This is a genomic window from Paenibacillus alvei DSM 29, assembly GCF_000293805.1.
GTDB classification, from domain to species: domain Bacteria; phylum Bacillota; class Bacilli; order Paenibacillales; family Paenibacillaceae; genus Paenibacillus_B; species Paenibacillus_B alvei.
The window spans coordinates 553,999-571,696 of the sequence record NZ_AMBZ01000001.1; the positions used below are offsets into that span (position 1 = coordinate 553,999).

At 49.2% G+C, this 17,698-nt stretch carries 17 protein-coding genes; 7 read left to right on the forward strand and 10 right to left on the reverse strand.

What is annotated here, in order from left to right:
• The first annotated feature begins 9 nt into the window (after positions 1–9).
• From PAV_RS02590 to PAV_RS02605, 4 genes are read left to right on the forward strand one after another with little or no spacing between them, the layout of a single operon-like run.
• Positions 10–1,461: a right-handed parallel beta-helix repeat-containing protein gene (locus tag PAV_RS02590; protein ID WP_005543310.1), complete on the forward strand. Its 1,452-nt coding sequence runs from the start codon at positions 10–12 to the stop codon at positions 1,459–1,461.
• Positions 1,458–1,916 (forward strand): nitrous oxide reductase accessory protein NosL, encoded by a 459-nt coding sequence (locus tag PAV_RS02595; RefSeq protein WP_005543311.1) that lies wholly within the window; start codon positions 1,458–1,460, stop codon positions 1,914–1,916. The genes PAV_RS02590 and PAV_RS02595 overlap by 4 nt, the downstream gene beginning before the upstream one ends.
• Positions 1,913–2,752: an ABC transporter permease gene (locus tag PAV_RS02600; RefSeq protein ID WP_005543312.1), complete on the forward strand. Its 840-nt coding sequence runs from the start codon at positions 1,913–1,915 to the stop codon at positions 2,750–2,752. Before PAV_RS02595 ends, PAV_RS02600 begins: the two co-directional genes overlap by 4 nt.
• Positions 2,749–3,486, forward strand: a complete 738-nt coding sequence (locus PAV_RS02605; RefSeq protein ID WP_005543313.1) for an ABC transporter ATP-binding protein — start codon at positions 2,749–2,751, stop codon at positions 3,484–3,486. The genes PAV_RS02600 and PAV_RS02605 overlap by 4 nt, the downstream gene beginning before the upstream one ends.
• A gap of 278 nt (positions 3,487–3,764) precedes the next feature.
• On the opposite strand, the gene PAV_RS02610 is transcribed toward PAV_RS02605, so the two are convergent.
• Positions 3,765–4,514 (reverse strand): IclR family transcriptional regulator, encoded by a 750-nt coding sequence (locus tag PAV_RS02610; RefSeq protein WP_040735265.1) that lies wholly within the window; start codon positions 4,512–4,514, stop codon positions 3,765–3,767.
• A gap of 339 nt (positions 4,515–4,853) precedes the next feature.
• Here PAV_RS02610 and PAV_RS02615 point away from each other — a divergent pair, with 339 nt between their 5' ends.
• From PAV_RS02615 to PAV_RS02625, 3 genes are all read left to right on the forward strand, one after another.
• Positions 4,854–5,876 carry an alpha/beta hydrolase gene (locus PAV_RS02615; protein WP_005543315.1) on the forward strand — a complete coding sequence of 341 codons (1,023 nt, stop codon included), beginning with the start codon at positions 4,854–4,856 and terminating at the stop codon, positions 5,874–5,876.
• A 186-nt stretch (positions 5,877–6,062) separates the two neighbouring features.
• On the forward strand, positions 6,063–7,349 hold the full coding sequence (locus tag PAV_RS02620) for a Fe-Mn family superoxide dismutase (RefSeq protein ID WP_005543316.1): 1,287 nt from the start codon (positions 6,063–6,065) through the stop codon (positions 7,347–7,349).
• A gap of 187 nt (positions 7,350–7,536) precedes the next feature.
• Positions 7,537–8,364 (forward strand): DNA adenine methylase, encoded by an 828-nt coding sequence (locus tag PAV_RS02625; protein WP_005543317.1) that lies wholly within the window; start codon positions 7,537–7,539, stop codon positions 8,362–8,364.
• A gap of 62 nt (positions 8,365–8,426) precedes the next feature.
• Here PAV_RS02625 and PAV_RS34415 read toward each other — a convergent pair whose 3' ends face one another.
• The 9 genes from PAV_RS34415 to PAV_RS02665 all read right to left on the reverse strand — a co-directional run bounded on the left by PAV_RS34415 (position 8,427) and on the right by PAV_RS02665 (position 17,594).
• Positions 8,427–8,570, reverse strand: a complete 144-nt coding sequence (locus tag PAV_RS34415) for a hypothetical protein (RefSeq protein ID WP_005543318.1) — start codon at positions 8,568–8,570, stop codon at positions 8,427–8,429.
• Between the two features lie 17 nt (positions 8,571–8,587).
• Positions 8,588–9,433 (reverse strand): PhzF family phenazine biosynthesis protein, encoded by an 846-nt coding sequence (locus PAV_RS02630; RefSeq protein WP_005543319.1) that lies wholly within the window; start codon positions 9,431–9,433, stop codon positions 8,588–8,590.
• A 176-nt stretch (positions 9,434–9,609) separates the two neighbouring features.
• A complete protein-coding gene (helD, locus tag PAV_RS02635; protein WP_005543320.1) occupies positions 9,610–11,967 on the reverse strand; it encodes an RNA polymerase recycling motor HelD in 2,358 nt (785 codons plus the stop codon).
• A 223-nt stretch (positions 11,968–12,190) separates the two neighbouring features.
• On the reverse strand, positions 12,191–12,706 hold the full coding sequence (locus PAV_RS02640) for a YcxB family protein (RefSeq protein WP_005543321.1): 516 nt from the start codon (positions 12,704–12,706) through the stop codon (positions 12,191–12,193).
• 234 nt (positions 12,707–12,940) lie between these two features.
• A complete protein-coding gene (locus tag PAV_RS02645; RefSeq protein WP_005543322.1) occupies positions 12,941–14,005 on the reverse strand; it encodes a DUF7309 domain-containing protein in 1,065 nt (354 codons plus the stop codon).
• 106 nt (positions 14,006–14,111) lie between these two features.
• On the reverse strand, positions 14,112–14,705 hold the full coding sequence (folE, locus tag PAV_RS02650; RefSeq protein ID WP_005543323.1) for a GTP cyclohydrolase I FolE: 594 nt from the start codon (positions 14,703–14,705) through the stop codon (positions 14,112–14,114).
• A 44-nt stretch (positions 14,706–14,749) separates the two neighbouring features.
• Entirely contained in the window at positions 14,750–14,968 is a 219-nt protein-coding gene (locus PAV_RS02655) for a YneF family protein (protein WP_005543324.1), read from the reverse strand.
• Positions 14,969–15,166: 198 nt separating this feature from the next.
• Positions 15,167–16,873 (reverse strand): tRNA epoxyqueuosine(34) reductase QueG, encoded by a 1,707-nt coding sequence (gene queG / locus PAV_RS36785; protein WP_005543326.1) that lies wholly within the window; start codon positions 16,871–16,873, stop codon positions 15,167–15,169.
• Between the two features lie 163 nt (positions 16,874–17,036).
• On the reverse strand, positions 17,037–17,594 hold the full coding sequence (locus tag PAV_RS02665) for a DUF402 domain-containing protein (RefSeq protein ID WP_005543328.1): 558 nt from the start codon (positions 17,592–17,594) through the stop codon (positions 17,037–17,039).
• Positions 17,595–17,698 lie beyond the last annotated feature (104 nt).

A 17,698-nucleotide genomic window follows, 5' to 3' on the forward strand; every position in this document is an offset into this window, starting at 1 on the left:
GCCAAAGGAATGAAGATGGGAACAGGATGGTGGCCAATTGTGACTAATTGCAGGCAAATGAACAGAAAGACGCTGCTAGCCGCTCTAGCATTGCTATTGTTTCTCCTCACCTGCTTCCCAGGCACAAGCAAGCTGTATGCCGCTAACGCTAACGGGAAAATGCTAATCGTTCGTGCCGGAGATTCGATCCAAAAGGCCATTAATGAAGCTGAACGAGACGCAACCATTACCGTACAGGAAGGCAGCTATCATGAACAGCTTGTCATTAATAAGCCGTTGAAGCTGCAAGCTGCCAACAATGCCAAAGTTATGCTGAGCGGCAATCATCAAGGTCATGTCATCACGATTACCGCCTCCGGCGTTTCCCTGAGCGGATTTCAGATTAACCAGAGCGGAAATAAAAAGCAGGATGCTGGTATTTATATCGCCTCCTCGGACAATTTGATCGTGTCCAATACGCTGTCTCGCGTCCAAAATGGCATCTATGTCAACAAAGGACACGGCAATCAGATTAAGAACAACACGATAACGAGCAATAACAACCGTATCTCTAAGCGAGGCAACGGCATTCACCTGTTCTACGGAAGTGGCAATGTCGTGCGAGGCAATGATATTTATAATGTGCAGGATGGCATTTACATTGACTTCGCGGCCGACAGCACGCTAAGCAACAACACGATATCCGATTCGCGCTACGCTATTCATCTCATGTTCGGCAAAGGCGGTCTCGTATCGGGCAATCAATTCACGTACAACATTAATGGAATGATGGTCATGAGCTCCTCCTCCTTTCGAATTGAGCAGAACATCATGCAGAAGCAGCTTGATTATCGTGGTTATGGAGCGCTCCTCTATAACACCGATCACATCACTATGCGGGGCAACCGCATAATGGACAACAGCAACGGTCTCGGGCTGGAGGATGCAAGAGACAGTATGATTGCAGACAATGTCATTGCAGGCAATCATCTTGGCCTTAGTCTGCTGAAGGGCAATACCGGAACTACCCTATCAGGCAACCAGTTCATCGGCAATGTCGTACAAGCACGAAGCTTGGACGACAAGCAAGCCATTGATGACGGCACATTAGGAAATTACTGGGACGACTATTCCTCCTTCGATCTTACCGGTGATGGCATCGGGGAGCTTCCTTACTATGCAAGCTCCATCTATGACAAGCTTCTGCCGAAGCAGCCGCAGTTGCAATTCTACTTCGAGAGTCCTGCCATACAGCTGTGGAACGCTGTCAATCGCATGCTGCCTGCCACTAGCACTGCGAGTGGAGCAGATCGATTTCCGCTTACACAGCGGCCCGTCCCTCAACCGATTGCAGACGGTACAGCACAAGCAGGCCTGGAAGGGGAGCTTCCTGCAGACAATCGCCAACTTATCGGCATCGCGGGATGCTTGTTCCTAATTGGCGGCATATTTATTCTTGCACAAGGGAGGATTCGGAAATGACTTGGAGATTCGGGACAATCGTAGTGGCAATCGGCCTTATGCTCGTCACTTCATGCGGTAAGCCAAGCTATGAACCGCGACCGATTAACCCTGATATCGATGTATGCATCGTATGCAATATGAGCGTAGCGAACGAAAGCTACGCAACAGAGGTTGTATTAACAGACGGCAAGATTATGACCTTCGATGACATCGGCTGCATGATGGATTATATCCAAACGTATCATAATGCAGATAATCCAATTGCTAAATCCTATGTATACGCCGCAAGCAATTGGGTGGAGCTGGAGCAGGCTTGGTTCGCCTACCATCAAGACTTCTGGACACCAATGGCGAATGGCGTGCTGGCCTTTCCAAGCAAGGAAGAAGCAGAGCACTACGTGGCACAGGAAGGCAAAGGCAATGTGTTGTCATTCCCTGACCTGAAGCAGCATAAATGGGACGGTCACCAATGAAGCACATAGGTTCAATTGCGAAGCAGGAAATGAAGCTGATTATCCGCAGCCGCTGGCTGGCAAGCTTCTCATTATTATTTACATTACTGGCGCTATTCATCGTATTCTTCGGCAGCGCCGGTTATCAATCCGGGTATGAAGGGTTTACGAGAATGACAGCCGGACTTTTGAATTTGTCCCTGTTTCTCGTTCCGCTGCTCACCCTGTTAATGGGCAGCACAATGCTCGCGGGAGATAAGGAGGACGGGGGCTACCAGCTCCTGCTCACCTATCCGGTATCGTCTACCTCTATTGTACTCGGCAAATATATAGGCATGCTGGCAGCCATAGGAGCCGTTATCCTAATCGGCTACGGCATTGTCGGAACTGTGCTATGGATCACGAACCGCACTGGCATATTTGCCGCTTCCTTGTTTTTTCTCTTCATCGCCCTGACCCTACTGCTTGCAGCCGTCTTTCTGGCAATAGCTTCGGTCATCGGCGTATACGCCGGTACGCGCTTCCAAGCGCTCGGCATCAGCATTCTGACATGGGCGCTCTGCGTGCTCCTGTACGAATATATCGTGATGGGTATCTCCAGTGTTGTCCCTTATAATTGGATCATTACGCTCTTAACCACGTCCATCCTGTTCAATCCAGTCGAGCTGATACGGGTGTGGAGCATCGTTCAAATGAAGAGTGGCATGATATTCGGGCCGACGCTTTATGACTTTACGATATGGGCTGAAGGAAGCGACGGACAAATTGCCCTCTGTCTGGCGGCTGCAGCGTGGATCATTGTCCCGCTTGTCTTATCCATCATCATTGTGAAGCAGGGGGTGCGCATCCGCGAATGACCACGAATGCGATGATTCAATTCGATAACGTATCCAAAATTTATTCCAAGCAGAATCAGGTGCGCAATATCCACTTCTCAGTTGGTCAAGGCGAATGCTTCGCCTTATGTGGAGGCAATGGCGCTGGGAAGAGCACGATCATTCAGATGATGATTGGAATCGTAAAGCCGACGTCAGGCAGCATTTACTTGAACGGGCGCATGGTATCGTCGAAGGACAACGCCTATAAATCCACATTCGCCTATATGCCGGACAATATGGTATTTCCCCGTTCCTTAACGGGATACGAGGTGCTGCACTTTTTCTCCAAGCTTTTGCAGGTGCCGCGGAATCGCATCGATGAACTGCTCCGCCTCGTTGGATTGGAACGGGATAAACATAAAAAGGTAAGCCACTATTCCAAGGGAATGCAGCAGCGGCTCGCTCTCGCACAAGCGCTGCTGCCTGAAGCACCGATTATCATTCTGGATGAGCCAACTAACGGACTTGATCCTTATTGGGTACATACGTTCAAGGAGCTGCTCCATGCAGAACGCAGGAAGGGAACAACAATCCTGTATTCGACTCATATTTTGTCTGTCGTGGAGGACACGGCCGATACTGTCGCTTTCATGAACGAAGGAGTCATGGTCGCCTGCGATTCAGTTGCTAGGCTTTGCCGTACAGAGAATGGACATCGTTCCTTGGAAGCCGTATTTTATGATACGTGCCAGCGCGTAGCCACTAGTTCGTAATTCGTGCTTCTTCTCTTGTAGTAGAACGATGTCGGTACTTGCTTTAACTGGCGTAAGGTTTGTATCATTCACAGTGCATGCTTAATCATACAATCCCTTAGAAGCATTTCGCTAAGGAAGACCGAATCATTCGCTGTCATTCAAGCCCATCGGCCTGATCATTCCGATAAATGGAATCTCCTTCAGGTTCAATAAATGAATAGGCCCCTCTTCCGCGTCAATCAGAAGAGGGGCCTATTTACTTTCGTGTACGCTGCCCAAGTTCGATTACCGGAACATTACTGCATCGTAAGCAGCATTGTCCCCATACGCCGAGCTGTCTCCATCATCTGCGGAGCAAAGGAAACAAGTGTCTCTGCCGACATTCGGCTAACTGGCCCCGATACCGATAAGGCCGCCACAAGCCGCTGGTTCCGATCCATGATCGGAACAGATACAGCCGCCGCCCCAGGCTCGCGTTCTTCCAAGCTCACTGCATAGCCCAAGCGTCGTACTTCCTCAAGCTGCTTCATATAGCTGTCCTTATCAATGGACGATGGCCAGCGCGGATCACGCAATGCGGCTTCAATCTCATGCATTTCAGCAAAGGCAAGCAGCACCTTGCTGGAAGCTCCCACGAATAACGGCAATCGTACGCCTACCGGCGCTACTCGACGAATTGCCTGATTGCTCTGAACAGCCTGAATCCGTATCCGATCATTGCCATCTCTCACATATAAGCTAACAGTCTCATCGAGTTGATCACGCAGATGCTCCATTTCCGGCTGCAGCAGTTGGGCTGGATCATCTACCTGCGTCAAATTCGCTGCCAGCTCCCATATCCGATAGCCAAGGCGGTATTTATCGCCATTTTTAAGTACGAATCCCCGATCCTCCAGGGTTGTCATCAGCCGATGAACCGTGCTTTTATTCAAGCCAACACGAGTGGCGAGCTCCGTCAGACTCATGTCCCGCTCATTGGCAAAGCACATTAATATATCGAGTGCGCGCTCCACAGCGCGTACAGTTAGCTTTCCTCGTTCTTCCACCATGTATCTCCCTCTTTAGTTCCATAGTATGGAACGGCGTTACAACTAGTATAACTCTCTTCCTCGTTTTCGTAAAGAATCTCATGCCCTGCACTTATCTCCTACGAACGTCCTTTATTTCGACATGATTTTACAGGGAGATTGCAATGTTACGGTACGATTACAAACACCTTACAAATCACGCAAATTCGTTGACCCTATGCGGATTCCCGCATACGATGATGATATGAAGATACCGATTACACGAATAAGCTCCTATCGGGACTTTTGTTCTATATAAATTTCTTTTGCTCGACATTGTTCTTCATTGTTATTCCATCATCGAAGGAGGTCACCCCCATGAGCACACCTGTCATTACATCTCCCGCGCTTCAGCCTGAATGGCTTGGCCCTTCCGGGGCCGCTCCTGCCGCGGCCCGCAGACTTCGAGTGAAGCATGTAGCGATTGCGCTGTCCTTATCGACCTTCTTCGCTGCAATAGTCATTTTTCTCGCCCTGCATGGATTCATTGCCTGGATGTTCGCCAATCCGCAGGTGCCTCCTCTGTTTTCGAATCCGATGGAGGCCAAGGGCATGAAGTATGAAACAGTATCATTTCCCGCTCGTGACGGTCATACGCTAATCGATGGCTGGTACATTCCATCCGAAAAGCCTTCCAAGCGCACCTTGATATTCAGTCATGGTTACGGAGCCAATCGCGAAGAATACTGGGTTCCGATGTACGATCTTGCCAAGTTCGCCCATAGACTTGACTACAATGTGATCATGTTCGACTACGGCTTTGCGTCCGAACAGCACCCTACCAAAGCTACAGGCGGCCGTTTGGAGAAGGAACAGCTACTTGGCGCAGTGAAGCTGGCGAAGGAGCGCGGCGCAGAACATGTCGTCGTTTGGGGCTTCTCCATGGGAGCCGGAACTGCGCTTCAAGCGGCCCTGCTCACGCATGATATTAATGCTATGATTCTGGACAGCACCTTCTTGCTGGAACCGGATACGTTATATCATAATTTACAGCAGTACACTTCGCTGCCGAAGCATCCATCGCTTGACTTGCTGCGTACGTTCTTCCCAGCGGTAAACGGCACGAGCCTACAGCAGATTCCATACAATGAAGTGAAATCAACGAACTATTCGATACCGATTTTCTTCATTCATGGTACAGCCGATTCTAAGGCGCCATTCGAAATCGCAGAGGGTATAGCTGCTCACCAGTCCAACAAGCTGTCAGAGGCATGGATCGTTCCTAATGCGCAGCATGAGCTTATCTATCGTACCCAACGCAAGGAGTATCTGTCGAAAACATCCGCATTTTTGAATGCGGCCTATCATTCTGATCCTGGCTTCTATATTGCTCAGAACTAAACTTTCAGCTAACTCGTTCGGTACCAGGTTAAGGTTTATCCTGTTTAGCCAAAATCGAAGCTGATTATAAAAATGAAATATGAACCGCAAGCAGCCAGCTTGCGGTTTTTTATACCCTTTTACATAGGTCAACCTATGAGGATAATACAATAAAAAGAACCACCTTAATCAGAAGGAGGGAGAACATTGCAGCTCATTTACGGGCCGCTTATGCCTGTTCGTGTGTTAGAAGAGAGCACGTACTGGAAACAGCAGGAGAAGAGAAATACAGAAGTTATCCGGGCTGCTGTGCCGCAGCTGGAACCCGAATATGTGCAGCTGCTCGCCCAATGGGAGCAGGTGCTGTCGCAAACGGAGGCGGCGGCCAAGGCCCAATTGCGTACCGCATTACAGCGGCCAGACGCCCTTCAGCCCGAACAGCTTCAACAGCTTCAGGAATTGCTGCGCGCCTCTGTCTATCAGTCCGAGCAATTTGTCCAGCATCTAGAAGCCATCAAGCACAGCAGCCAAGCTGTGCAGCTCACCGAGCACGCCCCTGTCGTCTTGGATCACATTGCAGAACGGTCTCAATATTTCCTCCAAGCAATCAAGCCTGTATTTTACCCAGCACAAGAACAAGGGAGCAGCAGTCCTGTTCGCTCAAGCCATAACACTGAACCACCCGCTCGTATTCACTCTACCGATGTGAACGAGCCTTCTTCCAATTGGCCTCCATATCCACCTCATCAGCATCAACAATATCCACAGCACCAGCACCAGCAGTATTCCATGCAGGGCATTCACGCATTTATAGGCAATTCTCGCAGTTCACAGTTTGAACACAGTGAAGAGTCAGATGATGAGTCCTTCGTTCCTATTGGCGGACACAAGCTTCCACCGCTGCCCTATCCGTATAATGCACTAGAGCCATATATTGATGAAATGACAATGCGTATTCATCACGACAAGCACCACAAGAGCTATGTCGATGGCTTGAATAAGGCTGAAACGGCACTGGCAGAGGCTAGACGCACGAATAAGTTCGAACTCGTGAAATATTGGGAGAATGAGCTAGCCTTCAACGGAGCAGGACACTACCTGCACACTATATTTTGGGATGTAATGAGCCCACAGGGAGGCGGCAGACCAACAGGCCCGCTGCTCCGCCAGATCGAGCACGACTTCGGCAGATATGAAGCCTTTCGGAAGCAATTCACGAACGCTGCTGAGAAGGTAGAGGGAGGCGGCTGGACGATACTTGTCTGGAGTCCGCGCAGCCGCAGATTGGAAATATTGCAGGCAGAGAAGCATCAGAACCTATCCCAGTGGGATATCATCCCACTGCTGCCAATCGATGTGTGGGAGCACGCCTATTATTTGAAGCATCAAAATGAACGGCCGAAATATATCGCTGATTGGTGGAATGTTGTGAATTGGCCTGTAGTTTCTGATCGATTTGAGCAAGCTCGCACCTTAAAGTGGACTCCATTTTAAGTTTGCAACACTATTCGATGAATGAGGAGCATACTTCCTATTTTTCGAGCTTATTCGCCGTTGCGCCGCGCCCTTTTCGTTCTATACAATAATAACTGGAAAATAATTGGGTCATGTGCGGTTCTGCGCCGTGCTTTCCTTTTGTACCAGAACTATGGGTTATCGACATCGAAAGGGGTGAGGCGAATTGCTCAGACCTATTGTGAAATGGGCTGGCGGCAAACGCCAATTACTTCCCTGCATCCGTCCCTTGCTTCCTCCGGCAGACTGGACGCGAGCAGCCTACTTCGAGCCGTTCATCGGCGGAGCGGCGTTATTGCTAGCATTAACGCCAGACAACGGGGCCATTAACGACGTCAACCAAGAGCTCATCAACGTGTACCAAATGATAAAGCAGCAGCCAGACCGACTTATTGAAGAACTGCGCAAGCACCGCAACGACGAGGACTATTATTATGAAATACGGGCCTGGGATCGGAACTCAGAAGCATATACCTCCATGTCCCCTATTAAACGTGCTGCAAGACTGATCTATTTGAATCGGACATGCTATAACGGATTGTACCGAGTCAATGCAGGCGGACAATTCAATGTTCCATTCGGGAAGTACAAGCGGCCAAATATTATACGAGAAACCGCCATTCGCAGCATGTCCGCTTATTTGAATCGCGCTAATATTCGAATGATGGATGGAGATTTCGCTGACGCTGTGCAGGAGGCACGAGCAGGTGATTTTGTCTATTTCGATCCGCCCTATGACACCTTGACTCCAACTGCTGCCTTTACTTCTTATGCCAAAGGTGGATTCGGCCGCCCCGAACAGCAGCGGTTAGCCAATGTATTCAAAGAATTAAGTGAGCGCGGCGTGTATGTCATGCTGTCCAATCATGCAACAGACTATATTCAAGAGTTGTACAAGGGATATCGGATACATACGGTAAAAGCGAGGCGAAGCATTAATTCCAAGGGCGACGGGCGTGGTGTAATTAATGAGGTCATTATTATGAACTACTGAAGTGAATAACGTGATCTGGATATAGGTCTACTTGATGTGCACGTCCCAGCATCATGCCGGCATCAATCCATCTCGTACTTTTTCTTCGCGCGTTCGTAAGCTTCCTGGGCGCGATCCCGCCTAGGAAGCTTACTGTCAATGCGCAGAAGGAGCAAAAGATTGCAGCAGAGCAAGATAAGAATGAGCAGTTCTAACATAATTCCCATTCAGCTCCCTCCTGAACTCATATTGATAACGATGAAAAAGTGAACTGACCTTCCATAATGGATACGGCCGTTCCTGTTAATTGTACGCGCTTCTCTTGCAGTTTCAGCTTCACAATGCCTTCTCTAGCAGAGCATTGACGACCGACAAGCGATGATTTGCCAAGCTTGGCGCCCCAATACGGCCCCGTTGTACAATGTGCAGACCCCGTAACCGGATCTTCATTCACACCAAGTCTTGGGAAGAAGCAGCGTGATACAAAATCAATCCCCTCATGGGCCGATTCATCTGCTAGTGCTGTAACAAGCACGCCTATCTCTTCATGACCGCATGCCTTCAGCTGCTCCCAATTGGGCTGTAATGATCGTACGGTCTGCTCCGAATCGACGGCAGCCACCAGTTCATTCCGGCTTCTGAACACCTCATGAACGGAGCAGCCTAGCGCCTCTTCCAGACGTATGCACAATGCTTCGTCGTCAACAGGCGTTAGCGTAGAAGCAGAGAAATCCAGCGTAATTTCACATTTGTCCCCGTCCTCCTTATATTCTGCATGAAGTATCCCGCTTAGGGTATCGAAGGAGATGCTCTTGCCACGAGCAATTCCGCATTGCCGCAGCACATGAGCCGTTGCAAGCGTTGCATGTCCGCACAAGTCAACTTCGACCTCTGGCGTGAACCAGCGCAGTCCGAGGATGTGTCTATCCCCCTCAGGCGCAATACGAACAAATGCCGTTTCTGATAAATTCATTTCGGATGCAATATGCTGCATCAACGTCTCATTCCATTCCTGCTCGACGAGACATACCGCAGCGGGATTGCCGCGGAATGGCGCATCTGTAAATGCATCTACGATGTATACCTTCATATCCATACCTCCCTAGCTAAGATACCATAGCTTACGATTGGGAAGGCCCGAAACTGTTCTATTTCTGTTCTATTTCATTTCTATTGTTGAACCTATTCCATGCTAATGCTTTTTCGATTCACAGCGTCGTCTCTTGCTGCGCTTATCGAATGGATCAGGCTCGGAATCACCTGATCTCATCCTTTTTGAAAGATGTATGTCTCCTGCGGAACCTCTGCTATCCATGGACTTGGCTGGCCTACACTGTACACATGCAGCTCATGCATCGCCCGCGTGCAGGCCACATACAGCAGCTTTTGCTCATTTGCTCGCCCATAAACCGCTTCTGAAGCATCATAAATGACGACGGCATCAAATTCTACACCCTTGGCCAAATACGATGGAATGACAAGCGCTCCTTCTTCGAACGAAACCGTATCTTGTTCCACAAGATAAATAGGAAGCTCGTTCCGCAGTGCCTCATACGCCTCTCTGCTCTCCTGCGCCGTCTTGCAAATAACAGCCACATTGCGATGTCCATTCTGCAGCAGTTGACGTACACGATCCGCTGTCATTCGATTACGCGCTGCACCATCCTTCGCTACAGTTACGGTAGGCTTGCTTCCAGCACGATCGAACGGTTCAATATGCTGACCATCAAGCGCAAGATAGCGGGCAAATTCCATAATCGGACGCGTTGTTCGATAGCTGCGCGTCAAGTGGAAGGTTTCCGTTGGCGAGGATCCTCCTATGTCCGATGCTCTCCAACTGCTGTTCATATCCCCTTCCCCGGTATGCGGATATATCGCTTGCTCCCAATCTCCAAGCAGTGTTATGCCGCAGCGCGGAAACATCCGTCTCAGCAGAGCGAATTGGAACGGTGAATAATCTTGTGCCTCATCAATGAACAACTGCCGGATTGAGGTATTAACACGAACCCCCTTAATGCATTCATTCAAATACAAATATGGCGTTGCATCCTCAAACGGCATCTCTCCTGAACGAAGCCGCGCTTCCGTGGCATCACATATCTCATTCCACTCCGCAGGCAAGATTCCAGCAGGCGCACAGCGCTGCGATACTTCTCGTTCTGCAAACAGCTGCCGATATGTGCCTGCCATATCAATGAATTCAAGCTTCTTCACCATCGCGTACAGCGACTTGAATTGCTCATTCACAATGGCAGCAGCAAGCCAATTGCGCTCGCGTTGGAAGTCATCGAATGTCTCCTCCGAGAACTTCTTCTTGCGCTGTAGCTGCGTGTAAGCCTCATGGTATGCATCATCATCGAGCATCTCTACTTCCTCATCCACCCACGGCTTCGAACGTTCTTCTTTGGCTGCTCGATGCAGTTCCCCACGCAGCCATTCCGCCAGCAAGCGCAAGCGATTCGGCAGCGGAAGCGATGCATCATAACGGTAGAGCTGGTCGCATATTTGCTCAGACGTGATCAACACCGCATCGCGGAAGCGAATATCATGGAACTGCAGCCCTTCTGTCCCTAGCCACTTCACATATGCATGGATCATCTCCACATAGCCTCGACCCGCCTTAAAGCGAATCGATACCATACGTGCCGAATAACCCGGATCTCCTGCAGCTGTTAACGAATATTCCATTTGCTCGAATGGATGCTCCAGCTTGAAGCTGTTACTTAAGCGATGCTCTAAATAATCCTGGAATGTCGTCTGCTGCATGTTCCGTTCCCCAAGCTCCGGCAATACGGTCGATACATAACGGTTAAACAAAGGGTTCGGAGAGAACAGGACGATCTGCTCTGCTTGTAGAGTATCCCGATAACGGTAGAGCAAATATGCGATACGCTGCAGCGCAGTCGACGTCTTGCCGCTTCCCGCAGGTCCCGTCACAATGAGTATGCCGCTTCGTTCATTTCGAATAATTCGATTCTGTTCCTGCTGGATGGTCGCGACGATACTCTTCATATGCTCGGCAGAAGGCTGGCTCAGCATTTGCCGCAGCAGCTCATCGCCAATGGTGACCCCTGTATCGAACATCCCTCGGAATCGTCCCTCCGAGATGAGAAATTGCCGCTTCAGCTCCATCATTCCATCGATTTCCCCTACCGGAGTCGAATAATGAGCAGGTCCTGGAGGGTAGTCATAATACAAGCTGGATACCGGCGCACGCCAGTCGTAAACGAGAAATTCACCTTCTGAATTGCGGAAGGATCCGATACCTAGATAAATCTGTTCGCTTCTTGATTCTCCCGTTTCATTAAAATCAATCCGGGCGAAGTAAGGCGACTTCGACATGCGAGTCAGCACATCCAATTGACGAGCGGCATGCCGATGTCGATGCTCGCGTTCTGTCAGCACCTCTGCTTGCTGCTTCATGCTGGCAAAGGTTTCGATAGCCTCATTGACATCATCCATGTTGATTTTGACATCGTCCCAAAATGTCTTGCGGAATTCGACTACCTCATGCTTGATAGTGCCGATGTCCTGCTGCAGGGGTTCAATGTGCTGCTCAATAGCCTCCATCACTTGAACCGCTCGTTCCTCTTCCAGACGCCATTGTTCTTCCTTCGTACTCATGCAACCACCCGCTTCTTAGAAATATAATAAATTTAAGTTGACAGCATGCGATTCGATATGATATTATATATTTGGGATAAAATATTTTAATTACATATACCCATATCGCATATTTGATCATAACATAACCGTCCTCTGCTTACAAGACGTTGGTTTGGCAATTGCCTTGTCAACTTTTGTCTGCAGAGGACGATTTTATTTGAACGATACAATTGTCTGAATGCTATCCATGTACGATAATCTTTTTCTTCGCATACTTCTCAAGAAGCTGTATGAGCTGCGTTTGCTCTGTTGGGGTGGATAAGCAGGCTAGAGGGATAATATGCGCCTGCATCGAGCTGATGAAGATATACAAGTAGTCTTTGGTCATCCGAATCTCCGGTATCGCATCCCAGTTGTAATGAGCGTTGCCAACTGGAGTCGTCTCATCAATCCCCTGCTCCGTAATCTCCATCGTATGATCTCCAAGCCAGGCCGCATTTTCTTTGGAATCAGCCCATCGCATCACTTTTCTTTTAATCGAAAAATACATAAATACGTTCAAGAGTGCACCCAGCGCTACCCCTACGAGAATCGAGTAGGCCCATGTTTTGCCGATAACTTTAAAAATAATGCTGCAAAAAATAGGCAATCCAATTCGATTTAAGAGCATGATCTTCCGATATTTCGGCATGCTGTACATGACGAATTTATTGAATCTCCAGTAGTCTTCCTTCGTAATATGCATCGAAATTTTCATAGCATAACTCCTTTGTCATAAAAGAATAACTTGAACGCCTGTCCCTCTCATTATACATGCAGCGATAATGTTAGGACACCCAACCTTGCTGACCTGGCAAATCCCCCAACCTAACTTAACTAGCTTAAATTAACAAAAAAGAAGACATCCTCCGCCTTACAACGAAGAAATGCCTTCTCTCGATTCTCGATTCCTTTAGGACATATAACATGTATAACGTTAATAAATGAATTCCTATCCTTCTTGCTTGGAGAAATAATCGAACAAATCTCCACGCGCTTCTTCCAAATACGCAAGATGCGGCTCGCGCTCGATACGAATTTTCAGGCGTTGTGCCGTTTTCTCGAATAAATCAACGCATTCATTCGTGCGAATAATAAGCTTTTGCGGACGCACGCCCTGCTCTTCAATGAGCTGCAGGAAGTGATTTAGGAATTCCTGTTCAAAATTGTCATCATAGGCGACATGGAAACCAACGGCCGCACGTGTAGTACGGTCTACCCACAAGCAGAGGCGCGGATAGTACGGACGCTCTCCTTCACCCTTAACGGCAACAGGAGCATAGAAGTATTCCGTTTCCCACTGGCCCTTCTTATTCGGGAAACGGTTCATAACATCATTCAGGCGGTCTCGATCTTCGATTTCGACTTTCACAGGACGCTCCAATACGAAATCAGGATCCATCCAACGATCAGTCCATTCCCCATTTTCCAGTACACGAACCAATACTTGGCCGGATTGCGGCGCAGCCATCAATTCATTATCCTTCTTCACACGCGCTGCCAGATCCATCGCTTGTTCTAAGGCGATCGCCAAGAAACTGACCTGCTTCTCATCAAGCGTCCATGGAACAAACCCCGGGTCATACGCGCGGAACATTGGCCAAGCATTGCGACCGCGGAAGCGGAACCCGAGCTCCTTGATCTGCGCTAAATCGTGCTTTTCCAAATCCGTACGGTCTTCAAAAGTAACCATAATGCATTTTTGGCGGTGCAGCCATGCATTCTGCTCATGATTATCCAGCATCATGCTGTTCAGGCTCTCCAGCCCTTCGCCGCCGCGGAACAACGACAAGCCGAATAAGTAGTCTGTCCCATTCATAATCGTGCAATAGCCTACTTCTCCATCCTCCGGGTTGCTCACGCCAAAAATCACGTTCTCCGGCATCCACTCCCAGCTCGCCTGCTTCTTGAACGCAGAGGCTGCTTCATATAATCTAGCCCACAGCATCTGTTCCGCAGTCAATTCCACTTCTTGTTCTGCATTCTTTTGTTCCGGCTTCTTCTTTGCTTCTGTCATGTGACTTGTAACTCCTCCTGTTCAATTTCCTGTTCTTTCCGAAAAAAACCCCGTCCCATGCCCGGAACGGGGTTCATCAGTTCTCAGTTCACCCACATGCATCACATTACTGCTTAATCAGTGACAAAAATTCCGCGCGCTGCGCTGCATCCGTTCGGAAGCTTCCGCGTGTTGCCATTGTTACCGTCTTGCTTCCTGGCTTCTTTACGCCACGGGCGCACATGCACAAATGCTCGCCTTCCACGACAACCATGACACCGTGCGGCTTGAGCACCTCATCCATAATGTCAGCAATCTCGCTAGTGATCCGCTCTTGCACCTGCAAGCGACGGGAGATTGCTTCCACCAAGCGAGCGAACTTGCTAAGTCCAGCAATCTTGCCGCTTGGAATATATCCGATATGCACCTTCCCGAAGAAGGGCGCCATATGATGCTCACATTGGCTATAATACGTAATATCCTTTACTATGACAAGCTCTTCGTGATTTTCATCGAATGCAACCCCGAGCGCATCACGAGGATCTACCTCATAACCGGCGAAGATCTCCTCATACATGCGAGTTACGCGTGCTGGCGTGTCCAGCAATCCTTCGCGCTCAACATCTTCTCCGACGAGCCTCAAAATTTCCTTAATATGATGCTCAATCTGCTCGCGATTCGCATCAACCTGTGTATTCACATAGTCCTTCAAACCAGCCACGAACGTTCCTCCTTCCGCCGCGCTTGTGAGCATATCTCGTTAACTTAGCGGGATTTCTTGAAATTCTTGTTCTTCATCATTTGCTGTGCTTGCTGCATCTGCTTCGAATTCAGATTGTAGCCCATTTGCTTCGCCATTTTCTGCAGCATTTGAGGGTCGGACTGCATCTTCGTCATTTGGTTACGCAGATAATATACGCCGCCAGCAAAGCCGATGATAATGCCTACAATTAGTGTTACGATCGCCGTAATTACTGTCCACATCTTCCCATGGTCACCCCAACATCGTCAAGTTTTGCTCATTGCTTCTATATTTCAATAGGTACAGATTCATTGAATGATCCACCGAAATCCTCATCTAGAAAAATAAAAAGGTATCGATGTGCCGTTCCACTTCAAATTTACCGTACCGCCACTATGATAGCACGTACCATCAATCGTGACAAATATCCCCTGTTCCAATTATGGAGCAATCAGCAACCGCTCTTCATTCGCCTGCATGCCCTCCAGCTTGAGCAGCGTAACCTTCTTGTCCATTCCGCCGCCGTACCCGACTAAGCGACCGTCCGCACCGATTACGCGATGGCATGGAGCAATAATCGGAATCGGGTTGCGATTGTTCGCCCCACCGACTGCACGTACCGCCTGAGGGCGTCCAATTGCCTCTGCGATCTGCTTATACGATCTTGTCTCCCCGTACGGAATATCCATAAGAGCGCGCCATACATCACGCTGAAATGCCGTCCCTTGGAAATCAAGCGCCAAATCAAACGATTTCCGCTCTCCTCTGAAATATTCCTCCAATTGGTGAATCGCCTCCTGCAGCCGTTCCGGGTGGCGTTGTAAAGCTGCGCGTCCATATGTGCGCTGTGCCCATGCGTTTAAGCGCGCCGATGTATCAAGCACACTTCCAAACTCAATGGAACAAAGTCCCGTTGCGGAAGAGGCAATGGTTAGCATCCCCAGCGGCGATTCCATCTCCTGAACATAGATAGGCTCCACATGATTGTCGAATTGCTGCAATGCAGCTTCTATCGCTTGCACAACCGCATCCTCCTTTTCACGATTCAAGCCTGACAGCAGCGCCTGCTTCGCTTCGAGGCCGCCTATCTGGCCAAGTGCCCAAGCGGCTGTCGCACGAATATCGTAACGTGTATCCTCCCGAAGCAGCGATCTCAGCTCGCCTACCGCGCTTCGGTCACGGAAGTTGCCGAGCGCAACGATCGCATTGCGCTGAATCGGCTTCTTGCCTCTCCAGGCCGCAGATAACGAGCCAAACTGCTCCTTGAACTCACGATTTGATAATTGCAGCATCGGAACAAGAAGAGGCTTTGCCTTCTCAGGATCGGGCTGCATCTCAGGGTGGTGCGTCCAGTTCATGCCTTTATTTTTCGGACATACGATCTGACATGTATCACAGCCGTACAGCCGATTCCCCATCTTGGTCATCATTTCATGACTCAAGAGATCCTTAGATTGGGTCTGAAATGAAATGCACAACTTTGCGTTCAGCTGTCCTGGGCCTACGAGTGCGCTCGTTGGACAAGCATCGAGACAGCGCGTGCATTCTCCACAGTCTTCTGTGACAGGATCGTCTGACGGAAATGGGATATTCGTTATCATTTCGCCCAAGTAAATCCATGATCCCCACTGCGGTGAAATAATGGAACAGTTCTTGCCGCTGAATCCAATTCCTGCACGTTCTGCAACTGCCCGGTCGCTCAGCTCGCCGGTATCTACCATACTGCGAACCTTCAGCTCTTGATCCGGCACACGCTCACGAAGGAACGCTTCCAGCTTCGCAAGCCGATCCCGCAGCACAAGATGGTAATCGAGCCCCCAAGCCGTTCGCGCGAACATTCCCCGATAGGAGCCCGCCTTCGACTTCGGCGATTCCTCCAGCTTGGAAGGATAGGCAACAGCGATTGCAATTATCGAGCGTGCATCCTCCAGCAGCAATTCAGGGCGGGTACGCTTGTCCAAATCAGGCTCTTCAAAGCCCGAGGCATAGCCTTGATCGATGGAATGCTGCAGCCGCGCCTTCAATTCAATGAATGGGTCTGCCGTCGTAAAGCCCACCTGATCGATCCCCAAAGACGGGGCTGCTTCAATAATGTCCTGCTTCAACTTGCGCCATCGGTCCTGGGTATGAGCTAATTTTTCATGCATCCCATTCACCTCCTTGTCGTCACATGCTCCATACATTCTTAACATCCATTACTTGCACTGCAATAGCCTGCTTACACCAGCCGCTAACATCGGAAACGGCACCTTGCATTCCAGAAAACGAATTCTTGGAACAGGCGCCGTTCACCGAGCGTGATACCCGCTATTATTCACGAGCTTCGTCTAACAACTGCTTCCATTCTTCGTAATACCAACGTACCGTGTCATCATGGAAAGGAGTACGACTCTCCTTAATGTACTCCAATACCCGATCCAGGCCAGCCTTCACCTTCTGCTCGACAAGCTCTGGGTAATGATAGGCTAAGCGATTGTGCTCATACTCATCCTGATCTACTACCTGAACCTGCCCATCCGTCATGCGAATGACATCCAAATCATAGTCAATATAAGTGAAAATATTGCCACACCGATACGGAGGCGATGCTATATTGCAATAATACCGAACACCGCATTCCTCAATTAGAGCAACTACGTTGAACCACTGCTTCGGGATAAAAAATGTAACAGCAGGAATCTTGCTAACCCACTGCTTCCCATCCGACTCCCGAATCGGCGTCTGACTGTTGATGAGGACATACATGTCTTCCTTCACATGATCAGGATGCCGCATCGTTGCAGGCACAAGCCAATTTTCGAGCCATACCCGATGCAGGTGACCGTCGTGCTTGAAACTTTTCACAAGAGCTTCCTCATAACGATTCATGCTAATTCCTCGGCTTTGCGTTCATTTCGCTTTATTAATAGAAAAGCATATCTTTCACCCGAATGCAACGGTTGAGAAGATATGCTTCCTTGTACAATGTTTGG

Coding starts and splice junctions, on each gene's coding strand:
- PAV_RS02615 (WP_005543315.1), top strand. CDS start 4,854: ATGAGCACACCTGTCATTACATCTCCCGCGCTTCAGCCTGAATGGCTT.
- PAV_RS02655 (WP_005543324.1), bottom strand. CDS start 14,968: ATGTGGACAGTAATTACGGCGATCGTAACACTAATTGTAGGCATTATC.
- PAV_RS02630 (WP_005543319.1), bottom strand. CDS start 9,433: ATGAAGGTATACATCGTAGATGCATTTACAGATGCGCCATTCCGCGGC.
- PAV_RS02640 (WP_005543321.1), bottom strand. CDS start 12,706: ATGAAAATTTCGATGCATATTACGAAGGAAGACTACTGGAGATTCAAT.
- PAV_RS02595 (WP_005543311.1), top strand. CDS start 1,458: ATGACTTGGAGATTCGGGACAATCGTAGTGGCAATCGGCCTTATGCTC.
- PAV_RS02605 (WP_005543313.1), top strand. CDS start 2,749: ATGACCACGAATGCGATGATTCAATTCGATAACGTATCCAAAATTTAT.
- queG (WP_005543326.1), bottom strand. CDS start 16,873: ATGCATGAAAAATTAGCTCATACCCAGGACCGATGGCGCAAGTTGAAG.
- PAV_RS02600 (WP_005543312.1), top strand. CDS start 1,913: ATGAAGCACATAGGTTCAATTGCGAAGCAGGAAATGAAGCTGATTATC.
- helD (WP_005543320.1), bottom strand. CDS start 11,967: ATGAGTACGAAGGAAGAACAATGGCGTCTGGAAGAGGAACGAGCGGTT.
- PAV_RS34415 (WP_005543318.1), bottom strand. CDS start 8,570: ATGGGAATTATGTTAGAACTGCTCATTCTTATCTTGCTCTGCTGCAAT.
- PAV_RS02665 (WP_005543328.1), bottom strand. CDS start 17,594: ATGAATCGTTATGAGGAAGCTCTTGTGAAAAGTTTCAAGCACGACGGT.
- PAV_RS02590 (WP_005543310.1), top strand. CDS start 10: ATGAAGATGGGAACAGGATGGTGGCCAATTGTGACTAATTGCAGGCAA.
- PAV_RS02645 (WP_005543322.1), bottom strand. CDS start 14,005: ATGACAGAAGCAAAGAAGAAGCCGGAACAAAAGAATGCAGAACAAGAA.